Raw genomic sequence first — 19,415 nt, 5'->3', positions numbered from 1 at the left:
GATAAAACGTGACACGAGCAGAACGAAAAAGAGAACATATAAATCATGCGCTGTCTACCGGCCAAAACCGGGAAACGGGGCTTGATGATATTACGTTTGTTCATGTCAGCCTACCGAACCTAGCATTGGAAAAAGTGGATATCTCAACGAAAATCGGCGGACTCACAAGCAGTTCGCCGATTTTTATCAATGCGATGACAGGCGGCGGCGGACAACTTACATACGAAATTAACAGATCGCTGGCAAGAGCCGCGCGCAAAGCCGGCATGCCGCTGGCTGTCGGTTCGCAAATGTCAGCTTTAAAAGATCCCTCCGAACGGTGTTCTTACGAGATCGTCAGAAAAGAGAATCCGGACGGGCTGATATTTGCCAATTTAGGCAGCGAGGCGGATGCCGAGCAGGCGAAAAGGGCAGTTGATATGATTCAAGCAGATGCCCTCCAGATTCATTTAAATGTGATTCAGGAGATCGTCATGCCAGAGGGTGACAGAAGCTTTACCGGCGCTCTCGGCCGCATTGAGCGGATTGCGGCGGAAGCGGGAGTGCCCGTTTTTGTCAAAGAAGTCGGCTTCGGAATGAGCAGGGAATCGGCACGGCAGTTATTTGATGCTGGCGCAGCAGCAGTTGATGCCGGCGGATACGGCGGTACGAATTTCTCTAAGATTGAAAATATGCGCAGAGAGAAGGCGCTTCATTTTTTTAATACGTGGGGAATTTCCACTGCCGCAAGCTTAGCGGAAATCTACTCGCTCTCCGCTGATCGATCAATTATCGCATCCGGTGGGCTGCAAAGTGCCCTGGATGTCGCCAAATCAATTGCCCTCGGCGCTTCCAGTGCGGGAATGGCGGGCACTTTCCTGAAAGCTCTCACCTCTAAAGGAGAAGAGGGCCTGTTTGACGAGATGACGGCGCTTTTACAAGAGCTGAAAATGATTATGACCGCCCTCGGATGCCAATCGGTTGCCCAATTGCAAAAGGCGCCTTTGGTCATAAAAGGTGACACACATCACTGGCTTTCTGAACGGGGAATTGACACATCCCGTTTCAGCAGACGTTAAAAGGCATGCGAACCCGCATGCCTTTTTCTGTTTTTTACGATTTTCTTTTTCGGAATTCCCCGTTCTGCTCAAGGCTTGTCGCTCCTTTATGGTGAATCGAATCATCGCGATCAGATTCCACCCGGCGGGAGGCTTTCAGTTTTTTCTCCTGTCTGTCTTTTCCCATCCTTATCCGCTCCTTTCAGGCATAATTGGTTTAAAAAATGCGTTCCCGCTCCATACTGATCAGAGGAGGAGCGATTATGGAACCGTTTTATTATTACTGGTCAATGTGGTTTTTATGGATACTTGCGACTTTTATTTTTGCCAAAACGAAAAGCCGTTTTTACGTATCAGTCTTTATTTTGACTAATATGATGGCAAGCATACATCAGATTACGGCTTATTTTACGCTGAATGCGGCATATGTCATGTTTTTTGCTGCGGCATTTGTTTATGCGGGAAGCCTCGGCATGCATAAACGGCTCCGTAATATTGTGATTCATCTGACGGCGTCTGCGGCGTACGGCTTTATTTTTCTTTTTGCATTATATGATCCTGTTTGGTTTATCATAAAACCTGAATGGGCGGCGGTTATACTGCTTACCGTTATTACGCTTTCCGTTGAGGGGCGGTTCCCTGAGAGGCTTTGTCTTTTTGTTCTCGGCATGTGCCAGGGGGAGCTATTGTATGCTGCGGTCATCCGCAACATTGCGGGTGCGGCAGCCGTCGGGGATTATCAATGGCTTTCAGGCTGTTCGGCGGGAGTGATTCTCCTCGTCGGGCTGACTACATATGAACAGCTTGCGGCGCGCATCAGCCAAAAAAGCAAAAAGCAGGGCAAAGGAGCGACAAAAATGTCTTGAAAACAGACGGAGACTGTTACATGAATGCGAAACATTTTGAAGAATACATTGTGATCTCAGTGAAAACTGATATAATAAATGAGTTAAGCCCTTCTGTTTGAAGGGTTCTTTTCATAGCGAAGATGATTTTTAATAACCGGTTGAACAATTTTTTGTGAAAATGTAAGCGGCTGGATTGAAAGGAAGGGTACTATGGGTAAACCTGTCGTAGCCATTGTCGGAAGACCGAATGTGGGAAAATCTACAATCTTTAACCGGATTGCGGGTGAAAGAATTTCAATAGTAGAAGATACCCCCGGAGTGACGCGGGACCGGATATACAGTTCGGCGGAATGGCTGAATTATGATTTTAACCTGATTGATACGGGCGGAATTGATATCGGAGACGAACCGTTTCTGACACAGATCCGCCAGCAGGCTGAAATCGCCATGGACGAGGCTGATGTGATCATCTTTATGGTGAACGGCCGCGAAGGTGTGACGTCTGCGGATGAAGAAGTGGCAAAAATACTGTACCGGACGAAAAAACCGGTCGTATTAGCCGTAAATAAATTAGATAATACCGAAATGAGAGCGAACATCTATGACTTTTATGCGCTCGGCTTTGGAGAACCGTATCCGATTTCGGGCACACACGGTTTAGGATTGGGAGATTTGCTCGATGCTTGTGCCGAGCATTTTAAAAACATTCCGGAGACGAAGTATAGTGATGATGTCGTTCAATTCTGCCTGATCGGCCGCCCGAATGTCGGAAAATCATCCCTTGTCAATGCGATGCTCGGCGAAGAGCGGGTTATCGTGAGCAACGTAGCCGGAACGACTAGAGACGCTGTGGATACGGCGTTCACCTACAATCAGCAGGAATTTGTAATCGTTGACACGGCGGGAATGAGAAAAAAGGGTAAAGTATATGAAACAACAGAAAAATACAGTGTGCTTCGGGCGTTAAAAGCCATTGACCGCTCAGACGTCGTCGGCGTTGTGCTGAATGCAGAAGAAGGCATCCTTGAGCAGGACAAGCGGATCGCCGGATACGCCCATGAAGCCGGGAAAGCCGTCGTCATTATCGTAAACAAATGGGATGCCGTTGATAAAGACGAACGCACGATGAAAGAATTTGAACAGAATATTCGGGAACATTTCCAATTTCTCGATTACGCGCCGGTGCTGTTTATGTCGGCACTGACGACAAAGCGGATTCATACACTCATGCCTGCGATTATTAAAGCGAGTGAAAACCACTCTCTCCGCGTACAGACAAATGTCTTAAATGATGTCATTATGGATGCGGTCGCCATGAATCCGACTCCGACGCACAACGGCTCCCGTCTGAAAATTTATTATGCGACTCAAGTCGCTGTTAAGCCGCCGAGCTTCGTTGTTTTTGTCAACGATCCGGAACTGATGCATTTTTCTTATGAACGCTTTTTAGAAAACCGAATCCGGGATGCTTTCGGATTTGAAGGTACGCCAATTAAAATATTTGCAAGAGCAAGAAAATAAAAAGGTGTGATACAGAGATGAAAAAAGTGGCAATGCTTGGAGCGGGAAGCTGGGGCACTGCACTTTCTTTAGTGCTGGCTGATAACGGACATCAAGTCATGATGTGGGGACACCGTGCCGAATTGATCGATCAAATCAACGAACTGCATGAAAACAAAGATTACCTGCCGGGGGTGGAGCTATCAAGTTCTATCATCGGTACAGCTGATTTAAGCGAGGCTTTAAAAGGAGCTGACTTCATCATTGTGGCAGTTCCGACAAAAGCCATTCGGGAAGTGCTGAAAAAGGCTCTGCCGTACATCCCGAAACAATCGATTTTTGTTCATGTCAGCAAGGGAATTGAGCCGGATTCGCTTCTCCGCATTTCAGAATTAATGGAAGAGGAGCTGCCTGAGGAGTACAGAAAAGACATCGTCGTGCTTTCAGGGCCGAGCCACGCTGAGGAAGTCGGATTAAGACACCCGACGACTGTTACATCATCTTCAAAAAATATCAAGGCTGCAGAAGCGGTTCAGGATTTATTCATGAACCAGCATTTCCGCGTCTATACCAATCCGGATATGATCGGTGTTGAAATAGGGGGAGCGTTAAAGAATATCATCGCTCTTGCAGCGGGGATTACAGACGGATTGGGATACGGAGATAATGCAAAAGCGGCCTTAATCACCCGAGGTCTTGCTGAAATCGCCAGACTCGGCACAAAGATGGGCGGAAATCCGCTCACCTTTTCCGGCCTGACCGGCGTAGGCGATTTAATCGTGACGTGTACAAGCGTTCATTCTCGAAACTGGCGCGCCGGCAACCTGCTCGGCAAAGGATACAAGCTGGAAGCTGTCCTGGATAAGATGGGGATGGTTGTTGAAGGCGTGCGGACGACGAAAGCTGCGTATCAGCTGTCTCAAAAATACCAAGTGAAAATGCCGATCACAGAGGCGCTTCACCAAGTATTATTTAACGGGCAGAAGGTAGAAACGGCCGTAGAATCCTTAATGGCCAGAGTGAAAACCCATGAGATGGAAGACTTGGTCAACACATTCGAAAACCGGGTGAAGTGACAATAACATGCCGTCAGCATATTCTGAAGTGACGAAAGTCCAAAACGCAGAACTCTCCGGCTGAAATCGCTTAAAACATTTGCTGATTTAGGCAGAAGAGGATGCAGACGTATGCATCTGCGCATACTATAGCATCGAAGTCCAAGAGAGTGTATCTCAGACGTACAGGTGAATATAGTCAACTTGACTGAAGCAAAGTCCCCCTCTTTGCTTCAGTTTTTTTTGTTTTTTCAATAGATGGAAAACCTGTTGATCTTTTCAACATTTGTATATTAAAATGAAATATAACGCTTACAATGATGGGACGGGGGGCACGAACGTGAGTGTGGCATTGATGAAAATGTGGTTTGCGCTTGGTGCTATGGGATTAATGTTTGTTGCGGTGGCCTCTATTTATGTCAGCAGATACAAAGTGAAAAACAAACTGATAAAAGCAGCAGTTTCTTCACTCGCTTATGCCTGCATGGTCATCTCGGGATTGATCGTGTTAATGGTCGTTTTCAGCGGGCCTGTCAATGAATAAAGCAAAAAGGGGGCGCGGAATGCATAAGTTAAAAATGGCCGTCATAACGGCAATGGCGGTGCTTCTGCTGTCCGGCTGTCTGTACCCTGAAGCAAAAAAAACTGAAAATAAAGTATCTTACAAACATCAGCTTCAGCAGGTGCAAGCGGCAGTGGATGAATTTAAAAAGGCGAACGGCGGACTTCTGCCGATTCAGACAAAAGATATGAAAACACCGCTCTATCAAAAATATCCGATAGATTTTAAGCGGCTCGCGCCCAGATACATAGAGGAGCCGCCGGCCTCAGCTTATGAAAGCGGAGGAATGTACCAATACGTGCTTGTCGATGTGGAAAATAAGCCGACCGTCAAGCTGGTCGATCTCCAAATGGCGGAAGCAATCCGCGACATGAAGCTGCGTGTCAAAATGTATCAGGAAAAGCATACATATCCTCCCTATGAGGACGCCGTTTCAAAAGGGCTGTTCACTTTAAATAAAAAAAAGCTCGGCATGAAAGACTCTCCTTCAGTCAAAAGTCCGGTTTCAGGCACGTCTCTGCCGCTTTTAATCGGCGCTGACGGAGAAATCTATGCCGACTATCGCGTCGATCTCGCCCGCTGCCTGAAGGAAAACAAAAAGAAAATCAAACCGGGCGCGGAAATTCAAGATATTTTATGGAAAGAGACTCCTTTCGTCCCGGCCTTTTCAGTCACATACACCGTAAATGAAAAACAGGAACCCGTTTTTTTAGAAAGTCAAACGAAACAGGAATGAACCTTTTTCCCGCGCATACAAATAGGGAGAAAGGTTTTTTTGATTTTGATAGAAAAGACTGCCTGAAAATTTTTTAAAGATGTCATATTGAAATAGGACAACGTCATACACATATAGTGTCCTGTATTTGATTGGAGAATGGTGAATGAAAAATGATAAGGATAGGAAGTCCGGGAGGGGATCACTTGGAAAAGGTCGATATTTTCAAGGATATCGCTGAACGAACAGGGGGCGATATATACTTAGGAGTCGTTGGCGCTGTCCGTACAGGGAAATCTACATTCATTAAAAAATTTATGGAGCTCGTGGTGCTCCCGAATATCAGCAATGAGGCCGACCGAGCGCGGGCGCAGGATGAGCTTCCGCAAAGCGCAGCAGGAAAAACGATAATGACCACAGAACCAAAATTTGTCCCGAATCAAGCCATGTCCGTTCATGTCGCGGAAGGACTTGATGTCAACATCCGTCTTGTGGATTGTGTGGGATATACGGTTCCCGGGGCGAAGGGATATGAGGATGAAAACGGCCCGAGAATGATCAATACACCTTGGTACGAAGAACCGATTCCCTTTCATGAGGCAGCGGAAATCGGTACGAGAAAAGTCATCCAGGAACACTCCACAATCGGGGTCGTCATTACGACAGACGGCTCAATCGGCGATATTGCGCGGGGCGATTACGTGGAAGCGGAAGAAAGAGTCATCGACGAGCTGAAGGAAGTCGGCAAACCGTTTATTATGGTTATCAACTCGGTAAAACCGTACCACCCGGAAACAGAAGCGCTCAGAGCTGAATTAAGCGCGAAATATGATATTCCCGTCCTCGCCATGAGTGTTGAAAGCATGCGGGAAACAGATGTGTTAAGCGTCCTCAGAGAAGCGCTTTACGAGTTCCCTGTGCTGGAAGTCAATGTCAACCTTCCGAGCTGGGTCATGGTGCTGAAAGAAAATCACTGGCTCAGAGAGAGCTACCAGGAATCAGTGAAAGAAACCGTAAAAGATATTAAACGCCTGCGCGATGTCGACCGGGTTGTCGGACACTTCAGTGAATTTGAGTTTATTGAAAGCGCCGGATTGGCCGGAATCGAACTTGGCCAGGGTGTCGCAGAAATTGATTTGTATGCGCCGGATCATTTATATGACCAGATTTTAAAAGAAGTGGTCGGCGTTGAAATCCGCGGGAAAGACCACCTGCTTGAATTAATGCAGGACTTCGCCCACGCGAAAAAAGAATATGATCAGGTATCAGATGCGCTGAAAATGGTGAAACAGACCGGCTACGGCATTGCCGCCCCGGCCTTAGCCGATATGAGCCTTGATGAACCGGAAATCATCAGACAGGGATCAAGATTCGGAGTAAGGCTCAAAGCGGTCGCTCCGTCCATTCATATGATCAAAGTGGATGTGGAAAGTGAATTCGCGCCGATCATCGGGACGGAAAAACAAAGTGAAGAACTTGTCCGTTACTTAATGCAGGACTTTGAAGATGATCCGCTTTCTATCTGGAACTCCGATATTTTCGGCAGATCATTGAGCTCTATCGTAAGAGAAGGAATCTCCGCAAAACTGTCACTCATGCCGGAAAATGCGAGATATAAATTGAAAGAAACGCTGGAGAGAATTATTAACGAAGGCTCAGGCGGCCTGATCGCCATTATTTTGTAAGCTGAAGGACCTCTTCCTGAAACGGGGGGTCTTTTTTTATTCTTTTTAGATACTGGAAATCAATCAAGGATTAGGAGGAAAAAAGCAAAAAAAGGAATATTTGTTCGATAAAACACGTGAAAACCTTGACGAGCAAGGGATTGAGGCTTTAAAATGCTTGATATGGCTTTTTATATGTGTTACTCTACAGACAGAAAATCTTCACTTTGTTGGACAAACATTCCTCAAAGTGTCTGTTTTCTTTTGAAAAGCCGTTTACTTGTCTGTTCTTCCCTGCTTTGATTTTTTATCAGACAGGTTTAGAATCAGGCTGAACTGTGAAGAAATGATAATAAACTGCTGATTTGATACCCTTTTGGGAGGAGGTGAAAGGCATGAACAAGACAGAACTAATCAATGCGGTTGCTGAAGCAAGCGAATTGTCTAAAAAAGACGCTACAAAAGCAGTTGATTCTGTTTTTGATACGATTTTAGATGCACTTAAAAACGGTGATAAAATCCAACTGATCGGTTTCGGTAACTTTGAGGTGCGCGAGCGCTCTGCACGTAAAGGACGTAACCCGCAAACTGGTGAAGAAATCGAAATCCCTGCAAGCAAGGTACCTGCTTTCAAACCAGGTAAAGCTCTTAAAGACGCTGTTGCAGGAAAATAATTGTGAATATAGATCGTGTATGCATCTGATACATACACTTTGTTTCTTCACAGAAAAGCCCCTTGATAAAGGGGCTTTTCATATTTAAGCAGCCTCGGTCACCGGGCAGGACTTTCGTTTTGCTTTTGGCGCGGCAAATGTGCTAGAATCGAAATTAAATGTATTCAATGGTGGAGGACACAGACAATGAAAGAAGTTAATAAAGAACAGATTGAACAGGCGGTTCGCCAGATTTTAGAGGCGATTGGAGAAGACCCGGACCGGGAAGGGCTTTTAGATACGCCGAAACGCGTGGCGAAAATGTACGCGGAAGTATTCTCGGGATTAAATGAAGACCCGAAAGAACACTTTAAAACCGTTTTCGGAGAAGACCATGAGGAGCTTGTTCTTGTAAAAGATATCGCGTTTCATTCCATGTGTGAACATCACCTTGTTCCTTTTTACGGAAAAGCGCATATTGCCTACATTCCGCGCGGCGGCAAAGTGACGGGCCTGAGTAAATTGGCGCGGGCGGTGGAAGCCGTCTCAAAACGCCCGCAGCTGCAGGAGCGCATCACTTCAACGATTGCAGAAAGCATCGTAGAGACCTTAGATCCCCACGGCGTCATGGTTGTCGTCGAGGCTGAGCATATGTGCATGACAATGAGGGGCGTAAGAAAGCCAGGTGCAAAAACAGTGACTTCCGCTGTAAGAGGTATTTTTAAAGATGACGCAGCGGCGCGTTCCGAAGTGTTAGAACATATTAAACGTGCGGATTAATAATGATAGAGGGTGCAGATATGAATTCAAAGCATTCAAGTGATTTTGTCGTCATTAAAGCGGTCGAGGACGGCGTGAACGTCATCGGTTTAACGAGAGGAACGGATACGAAATTTCACCATTCCGAAAAACTGGACAAAGGCGAAGTGATTATCGCTCAGTTTACTGAGCATACCTCTGCCATCAAAGTGAGAGGCAACGCCCTCATCCAGACCGCTTACGGAGAAATGAACAGCGAAAAAAAATAAGCCGGCTGTTTCCCGCTTTTGCCAAATGCCCGCAAACGGCGGGAGAATACAGCCAATTTCTTTTTTTTATGCTATAATGATACCTGCGTATAATAATGACGAGTAAATCTCATACATATTAGAATAAATGTGAATTTGGGGACAAGGGTGATATTTTTGCAAGACATCTACGGAACTTTAGCGAATCTAAATACGAAATTAAAACAAAAGCTGTCTCATCCTTATTTAGCGAAACATATTTCTGCGCCTAAAATCGATGAGGATAAGCTTCTTCTTTTTCACGCTTTGTTTGAAGAGGCGGACATTAAGAACAACGACAGAGAAAATTACATAGTAACTGCGATGCTTGTCCAAAGCGCCCTTGATACCCACGATGAAGTGACAACAGCCAGAGCGTTAAAGCGAGACGAAAATAAAAACCGGCAGCTCACCGTGCTTGCCGGCGACTATTTCAGCGGACTGTATTATTCGCTTTTATCTGAAATGAAGGATATCTATATGATTCGGACGCTCGCTACGGCAATTAAAGAAATCAATGAGCATAAAATCCGTCTGTACGATCGGTCTGTCAATGACTTGAATCAATTGATCGAAAGCATGGCGATTGTGGAAGCGGCCCTGTTTCACAGAGTGTCAGACCACTTTAATCTTCCGCGCTGGAAAGAGCTGGCGAGTGATTTTTTTGTATATAAGCGGCTGATGAACGGCAATGCTATATTTCTCGATGTCATCGGCAATATTGTAAAGTCAGGGAAATCAAAGGCTGACATAATGGAAGATAGCTTCCGAAAGGCAAAGCAAAGCATTGAAACGCTGCTGCCGCTCAATTCACCAATCCAAAACCTCATGCTGAACCGGCTTAAAGCGATCAGCCAGGACAAAACATATCATCAGAAAGTGGAAGAAGGGTAATCAACATGCAGGAGTCAAAAGAACAGCGCGTACACGGCGTGTTTGAAAAAATCTATAAAAATTATGACCAAATGAACTCTGTCATCAGTTTTCAGCAGCATAAAAAATGGCGCGATAAAACGATGCAGATCATGAATGTAAAAGAAGGCGCAAAAGCGCTTGATGTCTGTTGCGGAACGGCTGACTGGACGATTGCCCTCGCAGAAGCGGCCGGAAAAAGCGGCGAAATCAAAGGACTGGATTTCAGCAAAAATATGCTGAGCATCGGTGAGAAAAAAGTGAAAGAGGGCGGTTACAGCCAAATTGAGCTTTTGCACGGAAATGCGATGGAGCTTCCTTTCGCTGATGATTCTTTTGATTTTGTCACCATCGGCTTCGGGCTGCGGAACGTTCCCGACTATCTGACCGTGCTGAAAGAAATGCGGCGGGTCGTCAAACCGGGCGGGCAGGTTGTATGTCTGGAAACATCCCAGCCGGAAATGTTCGGATTCAGACAGGCGTATTTTCTTTATTTTAAATACATCATGCCTTTCTTCGGAAAAATGTTTGCGAAGAGCTATAAAGAATATTCTTGGCTTCAAGAATCGGCAAGAGAATTTCCCGGTATGAAAGAACTTGCGCGTCTGTTTGAAGAAGCGGGCCTGACGAATGTCAAATACCATTCGTTTACCGGCGGAGTGGCCGCTACGCATATCGGTTGGAAATGATGAATATACAGATGTTTGGGTGAATGATATGAAATTTAAAATGGCCTATTCTTTTTTAAATGACGATATTGATGTGATCGAAAGGGAGCTTGAGCAAACGGTGCGGTCAGACTATCCTTTGCTGAGTGAAGCCGGGCTCCACCTGCTCCAGGCGGGCGGCAAGCGGATCCGCCCTGTTTTCGTATTGCTTTCCGGCATGTTTGGCGACTATGACATTAATAAAATAAAATATGTTGCGGTGACGCTGGAAATGATTCATATGGCGTCCCTCGTGCATGACGACGTCATTGATGACGCCGAGCTGCGGAGGGGAAAACCGACCATCAAAGCCAAGTGGGACAACCGCATCGCCATGTATACCGGTGATTATATGCTAGCGGGCTCACTTGAGATGATGACGAGATTGGATGAGCCGAAAGCCCACCGAATCCTGTCCAAAACCATCGTAGAAGTATGCCTCGGAGAAATTGAACAGATCAGAGATAAATACAATATGGAACAAAACCTCAGAACCTATTTGCGCCGCATCAAACGGAAAACGGCTCTTCTCATTGCCGTCAGCTGCCAGCTCGGCGCCATCGCTTCGGGAGCTGATGAGAAGATTCACAAAGCATTATATTGGTTCGGTTATTACGTGGGCATGTCCTATCAGATTATTGACGACATTCTTGATTTCACTTCAACGGAAGAGGAACTGGGAAAACCGGTCGGAGGGGATCTGCTGCAAGGAAATGTCACTCTGCCCGTTTTGTACGCGCTCCGTCAGCCTGAATTGAAAAATCAGCTGAAATTAATTAACAGTGAAACAACACAGGAGCAACTCGCCCCCATTATTGAAAATATTAAACGCACAGACGCGATTGAAAAATCAATAGCCGTCAGTGACAGGTACTTAAAAAAAGCGTTTGAAAAACTGAATACACTGCCGAGAGGACGTGCGCGCTCATCATTGGCCGCCATCGCCAAATATATCGGCAAACGGAAATTTTAAATTCCTTTTACGAACAAGATGTGAACATTCTCCGCCCTGGATTGATTAATTGTCAGAAAGATGTTACGATTTCGGTGTGCAACTTGAAAGCCTATACATAATGATGGGGTGGAGAATCTTATGGAAAAAACTTTTATCATGGTAAAACCGGACGGCGTACAGCGCCAGCTAATCGGAGAGATTTTATCCAGATTTGAGCGTAAGGGCTTACAATTGGCAGGAGCCAAGCTAATGCAAGTTTCAGAACAGATGGCTGAAAACCATTATGCTGAACATAAAGGGAAGCCGTTTTTCAGCGAGCTTGTGGAATTCATTACATCAGGACCCGTATTTGCAATGGTATGGGAAGGGGAAAATGTAGTAGAGATCACAAGACAGCTGATCGGAAAAACGAACCCGAAAGATGCACTGCCGGGCACGATCCGCGGTGACTACGGCATGTTTGTCGGCAAAAATATCATTCACGGTTCAGACTCCTTAGAAAGCGCTGAGCGGGAAATTGACATTTTCTTCAAACAGGAAGAGCTTGTACCGTATCAAAAATTAATGGCCGACTGGGTGTACTAAGCCGTCAGCCTTTCTTTTTCTCTTGTTATGAAAAGGTTTACATATTTTAAGAAAGACAGAGGCTGTGCTGCCCTGTCTTTTCATTTCTCACAAATCAGCCTGCGGGCTGATTTTTTTATTGAAATCGTACAAATTAGAAAGAAAACAGGCTATACTAGGACAAAAGACAGCGAGATTGGGAGAGAAGCAATGGAGCCTTACGACATTTTTATCACCAAGTGGAAACAAATAACCGGCGTTGATTTATCTTTATACAAAGAAGCACAGATGAAAAGGCGGCTGACGTCCCTTTATGAAAAGAAGGGGTTCAGAGATTTTCAGGAATTTGCCGCCGCTTTGGAAAAGGACAAGCTTTTATTAAACGAAACATTGGACAGAATGACGATCAATGTTTCTGAATTTTACCGAAATTATAAACGGTGGGAAGTTCTTGAAACCTCAATTCTTCCGTTAATAAAGCATAAAAAACCGTTAAAAATATGGAGTGCGGCCTGTTCAACGGGAGAGGAGCCCTATACTTTGGCTATGATTCTCAATCAGCAGACGGGACTGGCCGGATTTGATATATTGGCGACAGATATTGATGAAAAGGCGCTAAGCAAAGCTAAGCGGGGCATCTATCAGGAACGCTCGCTGCAAGAGGTGCCGGCTTCCGTGAAAAGCCGTTATTTCACTAAGCAGGCTGACAACAGTTATCAAGTAAAACAAGAGATTCAGAAAAACATCCGGTTTAAGCGGCACAACCTGCTTGCCGACAGCTATGAACAGGATTTTGATCTGATCGTCTGCCGCAACGTCTTTATTTATTTTACTGAAAAAGCAAAAGAAGAGCTGTATGTGAAAATGGCGGGCAGTCTGAAAAAGAACGGAATTCTGTTTGTAGGCAGTACAGAACAAATTTTCAGCCCGGAAAAATTCGGCCTTGAGAGCACTGATACATTTTTTTATCAAAAAAGATAGAAGACATTTAATGAAAACTTGTGGTATAGTTTTACTTAAAAGCGTTAATGCGATGAAGGGAGAAGAAAAAAATGAGATACTTAACAGCCGGAGAATCACACGGTCCGCAGCTGACGACAATTATAGAAGGTGTGCCTGCGGGGCTTTATATAACTGAAGAAGACATTAATTTTGAGCTTGCCAGACGTCAAAAAGGGCACGGCCGCGGACGCCGCATGCAGATTGAAACGGACAGAGCGAAGATCACAAGCGGCGTGCGGCATGCCCGGACACTCGGTTCACCCATCGCGCTCGTTGTAGAAAATAAAGACTGGACCCACTGGACAAAAATTATGGGCGCAGCACCGATTACAGAAGAAGAAGAAAGTGAAATGAAACGCCAGATTTCAAGACCGAGACCGGGACACGCAGATTTGAACGGTGCTATTAAATATAATCACCGTGATATGAGAAATGTGTTAGAACGATCTTCCGCGCGTGAGACAACGGTTCGCGTGGCTGCCGGAGCCGTCGCTAAAAAGATTTTAGCGGAGCTTGGCATTAAAGTCGCCGGGCATGTCCTGCAAATCGGCAGCGTAAAAGCAGAGAAAACCGATTACACATCCATTGAGGATCTCAAACGGGTAACGGAAGAATCACCGGTCAGATGCTACGATGAAGAAGCAGGCCGTCAAATGATGGCAGCCATTGATGAAGCGAAGGCAAACGGCGACTCGATCGGCGGAATCGTTGAAGTGATCGTCGAAGGTATGCCGGTCGGTGTCGGAAGCTATGTCCACTATGACCGTAAGCTGGACAGCAAGCTCGCTGCTGCCGTTCTGTCGATTAACGCGTTTAAAGGCGTAGAGTTCGGCATCGGTTTTGAAGCGGCCGGCAAAAACGGCAGTGAAGTTCATGATGAAATCGTATGGGATGAAGAGAAAGGCTATACACGCGCCACAAACAGGCTCGGAGGATTAGAAGGCGGTATGACGACGGGAATGCCGATTGTCGTCCGCGGCGTTATGAAACCGATCCCTACTTTGTACAAGCCGCTGAAAAGCGTCGACATTGAAACGAAAGAACCGTTTACAGCGAGCATTGAACGTTCAGACAGCTGCGCGGTTCCGGCAGCAAGCGTAGTGGCTGAAGCAGCAGTGGCCTGGGAAATCGCAAATGCAGTCGTCGAACAATTCGGGCTTGACCAGATCGACCGCATTAAAGAAAATGTTGAAAACATGAAAAAACTATCGAGGGAATTCTGATGAAAGAGCTTGAGGTTCGGACAGCTTCCTCCGCATATCCCGTGTATATCGGTGAAGGCATAAGGAAACAGGCCGCTGCCCTTTTGTCTTCACTGAACAGGCCGCTGACAAAGATCCTTCTCATCATCGATGCTGAAGTTGACCGGCTTTACGGTGATGAGATGTTCCGGCTTTTAAACGAAACATGGCCCGTGAAAAAGGTGATCGTTCCAAGCGGAGAAGAAGCGAAATCTCTAAAAGAGTATGAACGGATTCAAACGGAAGCGATCGCTTTCCATATGGACCGCTCCTCATGTATGATTGCATTCGGAGGCGGCGTGACGGGTGATTTGGCCGGCTTTTGCGCAGCAACTTTTATGCGCGGAATTGATTTCATTCAAATGCCGACAACACTGCTTGCCCATGACAGCGCGGTCGGCGGCAAGGTGGCCGTCAACCATAAACTCGGAAAGAACTTAATCGGCGCGTTTTATCAGCCGAAAGCGGTGATTTACGATACGGAGCTTCTGAAAACCCTGCCGGAACAAGAGCTGAGATCGGGCATGGCTGAAGTGATCAAACACGCGTTTATCGCCGATCATGCTTTTTTAGAAAAACTTCTCACGTTTGACACGTTGCAAGGACTGACAAGCGCTGAGCTGAATGAAATGATTTATAAAGGAATTTCAATCAAATCGGCCGTCGTGCGTGAGGACGAAAAGGAAGAGGGGATAAGAGCTTTTCTGAATTTCGGCCATACGCTCGGCCATGCCGTTGAGGCGGAATACGGCTACGGACGGATTACACATGGAGATGCGGTCGCCCTCGGCATGCAGTTTGCCCTTTACGTGAGTGAACAGGTTGCGGGTTGCAAGATGAACAGGAAAGAACTCACACAATGGCTGATTGGGCTCGGCTACCCGGGAAGCATCAGACAAGATATTGAAACGCCGGTTCTCTCCGCCCGGATGATGAATGATAAAAAAACGCGCGGAGGCATGACACAGTTCATCGTGTTAAAAGAATTAGGCGAAGCGCGGGACTGCATGCTTTCAAAAGATGAGCTCGAAAATTTGCTGAATAAATGGCGAATGGAGGAAACAGCATGATGATACGCGGCATTCGCGGAGCAACAACGGTGGAACAAGACACCGAACAAGAAATTTTAGAAAAAACACAGCAGCTGCTTGAAAAAATCATTGAACAAAATGGATGCAAGCCGGAAGACGTTGTACAGATCCTGTTATCCGCCACGCCTGATATCCATTCCGTATTTCCGGCAAAAGCGGTCCGCCGCCTTTCCGGGTGGCAGTACGTCCCGGTGACGTGCATGCAGGAAATGGATGTCACCGGCGCTCTGCAAAAGTGTATCCGTGTCCTGATGACGGTTCAGACGGATACGCCTCAGGATGAAATCAAGCATGTCTATTTAGAAAAAGCCGTTGTGTTAAGGCCGGATTTATCATTGACAAAAAATACTGACATGTAATACGATAAACAAAGCTTAGAAATACACAAGAGTGTGTATAGAGCTGGTAAGTAAGACATTGAACAGTTGAGTTTAGAATAGGGTAGCAGAGAATGAGTTTAGCTGAGCTGAGATAAACACGTTTTTATTCTGCCCAAAAGAAGCCTTTCTTTTGGGTTTATTTCTTATACGCAAGACTCCTCTCACTCTTCATCTCATTCTCCTTACCGTAAGGAGGAGAATCATGAATTTACAATCGGATGTTTCTTTATTTTTAAAGGACAGTCTGACACACCGCACCATTCCAATCGCAGAGACTTTTACGGTCGACACGATCACACCCATTCAGATGGTTGAAAAACTGGACAGAAACATTACGTATCTTTTAGAAAGCAAGGATGAGTCGTCAAGCTGGTCGAGATACTCTTTTATCGGCCTTGATCCTTTTATCACCATTAAAGAGAGTCATAACACATTCACTGCCACTGATCCAAACGGGCATACGCTGTTTGAAGCCGGAGAATTAAAAGCCGTGCTTGACTGGATGAATGAGAGCTTCCGCATTAAAACACCCGAGCTTGATATCCCATTTTCGGGAGGGGCGGTCGGTTATCTGAGCTATGACATGATTCCTTTGATTGAGCCTTCCGTGCCAAGCCACGCGAAAGTAACAGATTTCGAAAAATGTATGCTGTTTGTCTGCCGGAAAATCATCGCGTACGACCACGAAACGAAACAAGTGCATTTCATTCAATATGCGGAGCTTAACGGCCGGGAGACGGAGGAAGAAAAGCGGGCCGTTTTTAAAGAAAATTGCGCGGAGCTTCGTAAGCTTATCGGTATTTTGACAGAATCGAAAGATATGAAAGAGCCGTTTTTTTCTAAAGAAACGTTTGACACGCCAAGTTTTGCCGATGTGACATCCAATTATACGAAAGAGGAGTTTATGGCCGGCGTTAATAAACTGAAAGAATATATAAAAGCGGGAGACATTTTTCAAGGGGTGCTTTCGCAAAAGTTTGACATTCCGGTATCCAGACATTCATTTGAGCTGTACAGGGTGCTCCGCATCATCAATCCTTCACCCTATATGTACTATATCAAACTGCCTGACAGAGACATTGTCGGGAGTTCGCCTGAACGTCTGATCCGCGTGCATGACAGGCACCTGGAAATTCATCCGATTGCCGGAACGAGAAGAAGGGGCGCCGGAAAAGAAGAGGATGAACGCCTGAAAAAAGAGCTGATGAATGACGAAAAAGAAAAAGCTGAACATTACATGCTCGTCGATCTTGCGCGCAATGACATCGGCAGAGTTGCGGAGTACGGTTCCGTAGCCGTTCCGGAATTCACAAAGGTCGTTTCTTTTTCACATGTGATGCACATCATCTCTGTTGTAACCGGCCGTTTAAAGCAGGGCGTCCATCCCGTTGACGCGCTGATGTCGGCATTCCCGGCAGGAACACTCACGGGCGCTCCGAAAATCCACGCGATGCAGCTTTTAAATGAATTAGAACCGACTTCCAGAGAAACCTACGGCGGATGTATCGCTTATATCGGATTTGACGGGTCAATTGATTCGTGTATTACCATCCGCACTATGAGTGTCAAAAACGGTACGGCATCGGTGCAGGCGGGCGCGGGAATAGTCGCCGATTCCGTCCCGGAAGCCGAATATGAAGAAAGCTGTAACAAAGCGGGGGCGCTTTTAAAAACGATTCAAATCGCAGAAGACATCTTTTCTGGCGGGGAGGAGAAGACGGATGAACAAATTTCTGCAATCGTGCGTTAATGGCCGTACGCTGAAAACCGGAGAAGCCGAAAAGCTGATGGAGATGATGATGAACGGGGACATGTCGCAGTCTGAGATCGGCGGGATTTTATCGGTGTTAGCCCATCGAGGTGAAACGGCGGAGGAGCTTGCCGGATTTGTAAAAGTGATGCGGGCACGGGCACAGACGGCGGGTGGCTTGGCGGATGTCGTTGATACGTGCGGAACAGGCGGAGACGGGATTTCTACGTTTAACATATCCACGGCAGCGGCGATTACAGCTTCTGCCGCCGGAGCTAAAGTTGCCAAGCACGGAAATCGCTCCGTTTCGTCTAAAAGCGGCAGCGCGGATGTGCTGGAAAAGCTGGGGGTTTCCATTCAAGCCACACCAGACAGCGTCAAACGCAGCATTGAAATGAAACAAATGGGGTTTTTGTTTGCGCCGTTGTTTCATTCGTCAATGAAGCACGTCGCCGCCGCAAGAAAAGAGCTTGGCTTCCGAACCGTATTTAATCTGCTGGGCCCGCTCAGCAACCCGCTGCAGGTGAAGCGGCAGGTGATCGGCGTCTATTCATTAGATAAAGCGCGCCTGATGGCAAGCGCGTTGGAACAATTTGATGTCAGACACGTCATGCTTGTGTCGGCCCGTGACGGATTAGATGAACTGTCCATCACAGCACCGACCGATATTATTGAACTGAAAAACGGTGAACGTCTGGAATATTCCGTTTCACCTGAACAATTCGGTTTTGCAGAAGGTTCACTAAAGGATATTCAAGTGAGTTCATCGGAAGAAAGCGCGCTCCTCATTCAGAATATTTTTGCAAATGAAGCTCCGTCATCCGCTCTGCATATTACCGCCTTAAATGCGGGCGCGGCCATTTATACGGCAGGTCTTGCAAACGATCTGAAAGAAGGAACGAAAACCGCTTTAGAATCGATTCAAAACGGAGATGCCAAAAGGCAGCTCGAACGTCTGAAACAGAAAGAGGAAGAAATGTATGCTTGATCAAATCATTCAGCAGAAAAAAGAAGAAATCAAATCCATCGTGCTGCCGGAAACCTGTCAAATTGAACGGAGATCCTTTAAAAAAGCGCTCCTGAACCCGAACCGTTTTATCGGGCTGATCGCCGAAGTGAAAAAAGCTTCGCCGTCTAAAGGATTGATTAAAGAGCATTTTGTTCCGGAAACGATTGCGGCGGATTATGAAGCGGCTAAAGCCGACGCCCTTTCGGTTCTCACGGATACCCGTTTTTTTCAGGGGAGAAATCAATTTCTGACAGATGTTAAACAAACCGTGTCTCTTCCCGTGCTGAGAAAAGATTTTATTATTGATTCCCTTCAGGTGGAGGAATCGTTCAGGATCGGCGCCGATGCCATTTTGCTGATCGGGGAAGCGCTGGAACCTTCAGAGCTTCATGAGCTTTATCTGGAAGCCCGCGAGAAGGGCATGGACGTTCTCGTTGAAGTCCATGATGAAACTGTGCTTGAACGGATTTTACAAGTGTTTCAGCCGGACATTCTCGGCATAAACAACCGGGACTTAAAAACGTTCCGTACTTCTGTTTCGCAAACGGAAAAAATAGCGCAGCTTGTACCGGACGGCTGCCTGCTGGTCAGCGAAAGCGGCATCGGTTCTTTGGCTGACCTGCAATTCGTCAACAAGCACGGGGCGCAGGCTGTATTGGTCGGAGAATCCTTAATGAGAGAGGATTCGCAGCAAAAGGCGATCCGCGGACTGTTCGGGGAGTGA

General features: G+C 46.4%; 22 protein-coding genes. 21 read left to right on the top strand and 1 reads right to left on the bottom strand.

Features of this window, described 5'->3' with window-relative positions; genetic code table 11:
- Positions 1-8 precede the first annotated feature (8 nt).
- Positions 9-1,058, top strand: a complete 1,050-nt coding sequence (gene fni / locus NYE62_RS11910; RefSeq protein ID WP_342496963.1) for a type 2 isopentenyl-diphosphate Delta-isomerase — start codon at positions 9-11, stop codon at positions 1,056-1,058.
- 34 nt (positions 1,059-1,092) lie between these two features.
- Here the strand turns inward: fni and NYE62_RS11905 are convergent, their stop codons facing one another.
- On the bottom strand, positions 1,093-1,224 hold the full coding sequence (locus tag NYE62_RS11905) for a YpzI family protein (RefSeq protein ID WP_003153429.1): 132 nt from the start codon (positions 1,222-1,224) through the stop codon (positions 1,093-1,095).
- A gap of 76 nt (positions 1,225-1,300) precedes the next feature.
- On the opposite strand from NYE62_RS11905, the gene NYE62_RS11900 reads away from it, so the two are divergent.
- The 20 genes from NYE62_RS11900 to trpC all read left to right on the top strand — a co-directional run bounded on the left by NYE62_RS11900 (position 1,301) and on the right by trpC (position 19,415).
- Positions 1,301-1,903 carry a hypothetical protein gene (locus tag NYE62_RS11900; RefSeq protein ID WP_053573269.1) on the top strand — a complete coding sequence of 201 codons (603 nt, stop codon included), beginning with the start codon at positions 1,301-1,303 and terminating at the stop codon, positions 1,901-1,903.
- A 192-nt stretch (positions 1,904-2,095) separates the two neighbouring features.
- The gene (gene engA / locus NYE62_RS11895; protein WP_003153433.1) at positions 2,096-3,406 is read left to right on the top strand and encodes a ribosome-associated GTPase EngA; all 1,311 of its coding nucleotides are present in this window, start codon (positions 2,096-2,098) and stop codon (positions 3,404-3,406) included.
- 17 nt (positions 3,407-3,423) lie between these two features.
- Positions 3,424-4,461 (top strand): NAD(P)H-dependent glycerol-3-phosphate dehydrogenase, encoded by a 1,038-nt coding sequence (locus tag NYE62_RS11890; RefSeq protein WP_003153434.1) that lies wholly within the window; start codon positions 3,424-3,426, stop codon positions 4,459-4,461.
- Positions 4,462-4,780: 319 nt separating this feature from the next.
- Positions 4,781-4,984, top strand: a complete 204-nt coding sequence (locus tag NYE62_RS11885; protein WP_003153435.1) for a DUF2768 domain-containing protein — start codon at positions 4,781-4,783, stop codon at positions 4,982-4,984.
- Between the two features lie 19 nt (positions 4,985-5,003).
- Positions 5,004-5,738: a hypothetical protein gene (locus NYE62_RS11880; protein WP_003153436.1), complete on the top strand. Its 735-nt coding sequence runs from the start codon at positions 5,004-5,006 to the stop codon at positions 5,736-5,738.
- A 185-nt stretch (positions 5,739-5,923) separates the two neighbouring features.
- Positions 5,924-7,402, top strand: a complete 1,479-nt coding sequence (gene spoIVA / locus NYE62_RS11875) for a stage IV sporulation protein A (protein WP_007409454.1) — start codon at positions 5,924-5,926, stop codon at positions 7,400-7,402.
- A 374-nt stretch (positions 7,403-7,776) separates the two neighbouring features.
- Positions 7,777-8,055, top strand: a complete 279-nt coding sequence (hbs, locus tag NYE62_RS11870; protein WP_003153447.1) for a non-specific DNA-binding protein Hbs — start codon at positions 7,777-7,779, stop codon at positions 8,053-8,055.
- Positions 8,056-8,241: 186 nt separating this feature from the next.
- Complete coding sequence (gene folE / locus NYE62_RS11865; RefSeq protein WP_003153448.1) at positions 8,242-8,814, top strand: GTP cyclohydrolase I FolE; 573 nt, start codon at positions 8,242-8,244, stop codon at positions 8,812-8,814.
- 20 nt (positions 8,815-8,834) lie between these two features.
- On the top strand, positions 8,835-9,062 hold the full coding sequence (gene mtrB / locus NYE62_RS11860) for a trp RNA-binding attenuation protein MtrB (protein WP_003153449.1): 228 nt from the start codon (positions 8,835-8,837) through the stop codon (positions 9,060-9,062).
- A gap of 156 nt (positions 9,063-9,218) precedes the next feature.
- Positions 9,219-9,974 (top strand): heptaprenyl diphosphate synthase component 1, encoded by a 756-nt coding sequence (gene hepS, locus NYE62_RS11855; protein ID WP_007409455.1) that lies wholly within the window; start codon positions 9,219-9,221, stop codon positions 9,972-9,974.
- Positions 9,975-9,979: 5 nt separating this feature from the next.
- Positions 9,980-10,681: a demethylmenaquinone methyltransferase gene (gene menG / locus NYE62_RS11850; protein ID WP_003153453.1), complete on the top strand. Its 702-nt coding sequence runs from the start codon at positions 9,980-9,982 to the stop codon at positions 10,679-10,681.
- Positions 10,682-10,709: 28 nt separating this feature from the next.
- Positions 10,710-11,672 (top strand): heptaprenyl diphosphate synthase component II, encoded by a 963-nt coding sequence (hepT, locus tag NYE62_RS11845; protein WP_186314443.1) that lies wholly within the window; start codon positions 10,710-10,712, stop codon positions 11,670-11,672.
- Positions 11,673-11,792: 120 nt separating this feature from the next.
- The gene (gene ndk / locus NYE62_RS11840) at positions 11,793-12,239 is read left to right on the top strand and encodes a nucleoside-diphosphate kinase (protein ID WP_015417727.1); all 447 of its coding nucleotides are present in this window, start codon (positions 11,793-11,795) and stop codon (positions 12,237-12,239) included.
- A gap of 189 nt (positions 12,240-12,428) precedes the next feature.
- Positions 12,429-13,199 (top strand): protein-glutamate O-methyltransferase, encoded by a 771-nt coding sequence (locus NYE62_RS11835; protein WP_015417726.1) that lies wholly within the window; start codon positions 12,429-12,431, stop codon positions 13,197-13,199.
- 71 nt (positions 13,200-13,270) lie between these two features.
- The gene (gene aroC, locus NYE62_RS11830) at positions 13,271-14,443 is read left to right on the top strand and encodes a chorismate synthase (protein WP_003153459.1); all 1,173 of its coding nucleotides are present in this window, start codon (positions 13,271-13,273) and stop codon (positions 14,441-14,443) included.
- The gene (aroB, locus tag NYE62_RS11825; RefSeq protein WP_015417725.1) at positions 14,443-15,531 is read left to right on the top strand and encodes a 3-dehydroquinate synthase; all 1,089 of its coding nucleotides are present in this window, start codon (positions 14,443-14,445) and stop codon (positions 15,529-15,531) included. Before aroC ends, aroB begins: the two co-directional genes overlap by 1 nt.
- Positions 15,528-15,911, top strand: a complete 384-nt coding sequence (gene aroH / locus NYE62_RS11820) for a chorismate mutase (RefSeq protein WP_003153463.1) — start codon at positions 15,528-15,530, stop codon at positions 15,909-15,911. Before aroB ends, aroH begins: the two co-directional genes overlap by 4 nt.
- 223 nt (positions 15,912-16,134) lie before the next feature.
- Positions 16,135-17,682, top strand: coding sequence for an anthranilate synthase component I (gene trpE / locus NYE62_RS11815; RefSeq protein ID WP_144664593.1), 1,548 nt, complete (start codon positions 16,135-16,137; stop codon positions 17,680-17,682).
- The gene (gene trpD / locus NYE62_RS11810) at positions 17,654-18,670 is read left to right on the top strand and encodes an anthranilate phosphoribosyltransferase (protein ID WP_144664594.1); all 1,017 of its coding nucleotides are present in this window, start codon (positions 17,654-17,656) and stop codon (positions 18,668-18,670) included. Before trpE ends, trpD begins: the two co-directional genes overlap by 29 nt.
- The gene (gene trpC, locus NYE62_RS11805) at positions 18,663-19,415 is read left to right on the top strand and encodes an indole-3-glycerol phosphate synthase TrpC (RefSeq protein WP_007612237.1); all 753 of its coding nucleotides are present in this window, start codon (positions 18,663-18,665) and stop codon (positions 19,413-19,415) included. Before trpD ends, trpC begins: the two co-directional genes overlap by 8 nt.

It is taken from the genome of Bacillus sp. FSL K6-2861 (assembly GCF_038630725.1).
In the GTDB taxonomy this organism is placed as follows: Bacteria; Bacillota; Bacilli; order Bacillales; family Bacillaceae; genus Bacillus; species Bacillus velezensis.
This window is presented reverse-complemented; position numbering and strand designations above follow the sequence as displayed.

Coding starts and splice junctions, on each gene's coding strand:
- trpC (WP_007612237.1), top strand. CDS start 18,663: ATGCTTGATCAAATCATTCAGCAGAAAAAAGAAGAAATCAAATCCATC.
- menG (WP_003153453.1), top strand. CDS start 9,980: ATGCAGGAGTCAAAAGAACAGCGCGTACACGGCGTGTTTGAAAAAATC.
- NYE62_RS11835 (WP_015417726.1), top strand. CDS start 12,429: ATGGAGCCTTACGACATTTTTATCACCAAGTGGAAACAAATAACCGGC.
- folE (WP_003153448.1), top strand. CDS start 8,242: ATGAAAGAAGTTAATAAAGAACAGATTGAACAGGCGGTTCGCCAGATT.
- hbs (WP_003153447.1), top strand. CDS start 7,777: ATGAACAAGACAGAACTAATCAATGCGGTTGCTGAAGCAAGCGAATTG.
- trpE (WP_144664593.1), top strand. CDS start 16,135: ATGAATTTACAATCGGATGTTTCTTTATTTTTAAAGGACAGTCTGACA.
- NYE62_RS11880 (WP_003153436.1), top strand. CDS start 5,004: ATGCATAAGTTAAAAATGGCCGTCATAACGGCAATGGCGGTGCTTCTG.
- NYE62_RS11900 (WP_053573269.1), top strand. CDS start 1,301: ATGGAACCGTTTTATTATTACTGGTCAATGTGGTTTTTATGGATACTT.
- NYE62_RS11905 (WP_003153429.1), bottom strand. CDS start 1,224: ATGGGAAAAGACAGACAGGAGAAAAAACTGAAAGCCTCCCGCCGGGTG.
- engA (WP_003153433.1), top strand. CDS start 2,096: ATGGGTAAACCTGTCGTAGCCATTGTCGGAAGACCGAATGTGGGAAAA.
- hepT (WP_186314443.1), top strand. CDS start 10,710: ATGAAATTTAAAATGGCCTATTCTTTTTTAAATGACGATATTGATGTG.
- ndk (WP_015417727.1), top strand. CDS start 11,793: ATGGAAAAAACTTTTATCATGGTAAAACCGGACGGCGTACAGCGCCAG.
- NYE62_RS11890 (WP_003153434.1), top strand. CDS start 3,424: ATGAAAAAAGTGGCAATGCTTGGAGCGGGAAGCTGGGGCACTGCACTT.
- trpD (WP_144664594.1), top strand. CDS start 17,654: ATGAACAAATTTCTGCAATCGTGCGTTAATGGCCGTACGCTGAAAACC.
- aroB (WP_015417725.1), top strand. CDS start 14,443: ATGAAAGAGCTTGAGGTTCGGACAGCTTCCTCCGCATATCCCGTGTAT.
- aroC (WP_003153459.1), top strand. CDS start 13,271: ATGAGATACTTAACAGCCGGAGAATCACACGGTCCGCAGCTGACGACA.
- mtrB (WP_003153449.1), top strand. CDS start 8,835: ATGAATTCAAAGCATTCAAGTGATTTTGTCGTCATTAAAGCGGTCGAG.
- aroH (WP_003153463.1), top strand. CDS start 15,528: ATGATGATACGCGGCATTCGCGGAGCAACAACGGTGGAACAAGACACC.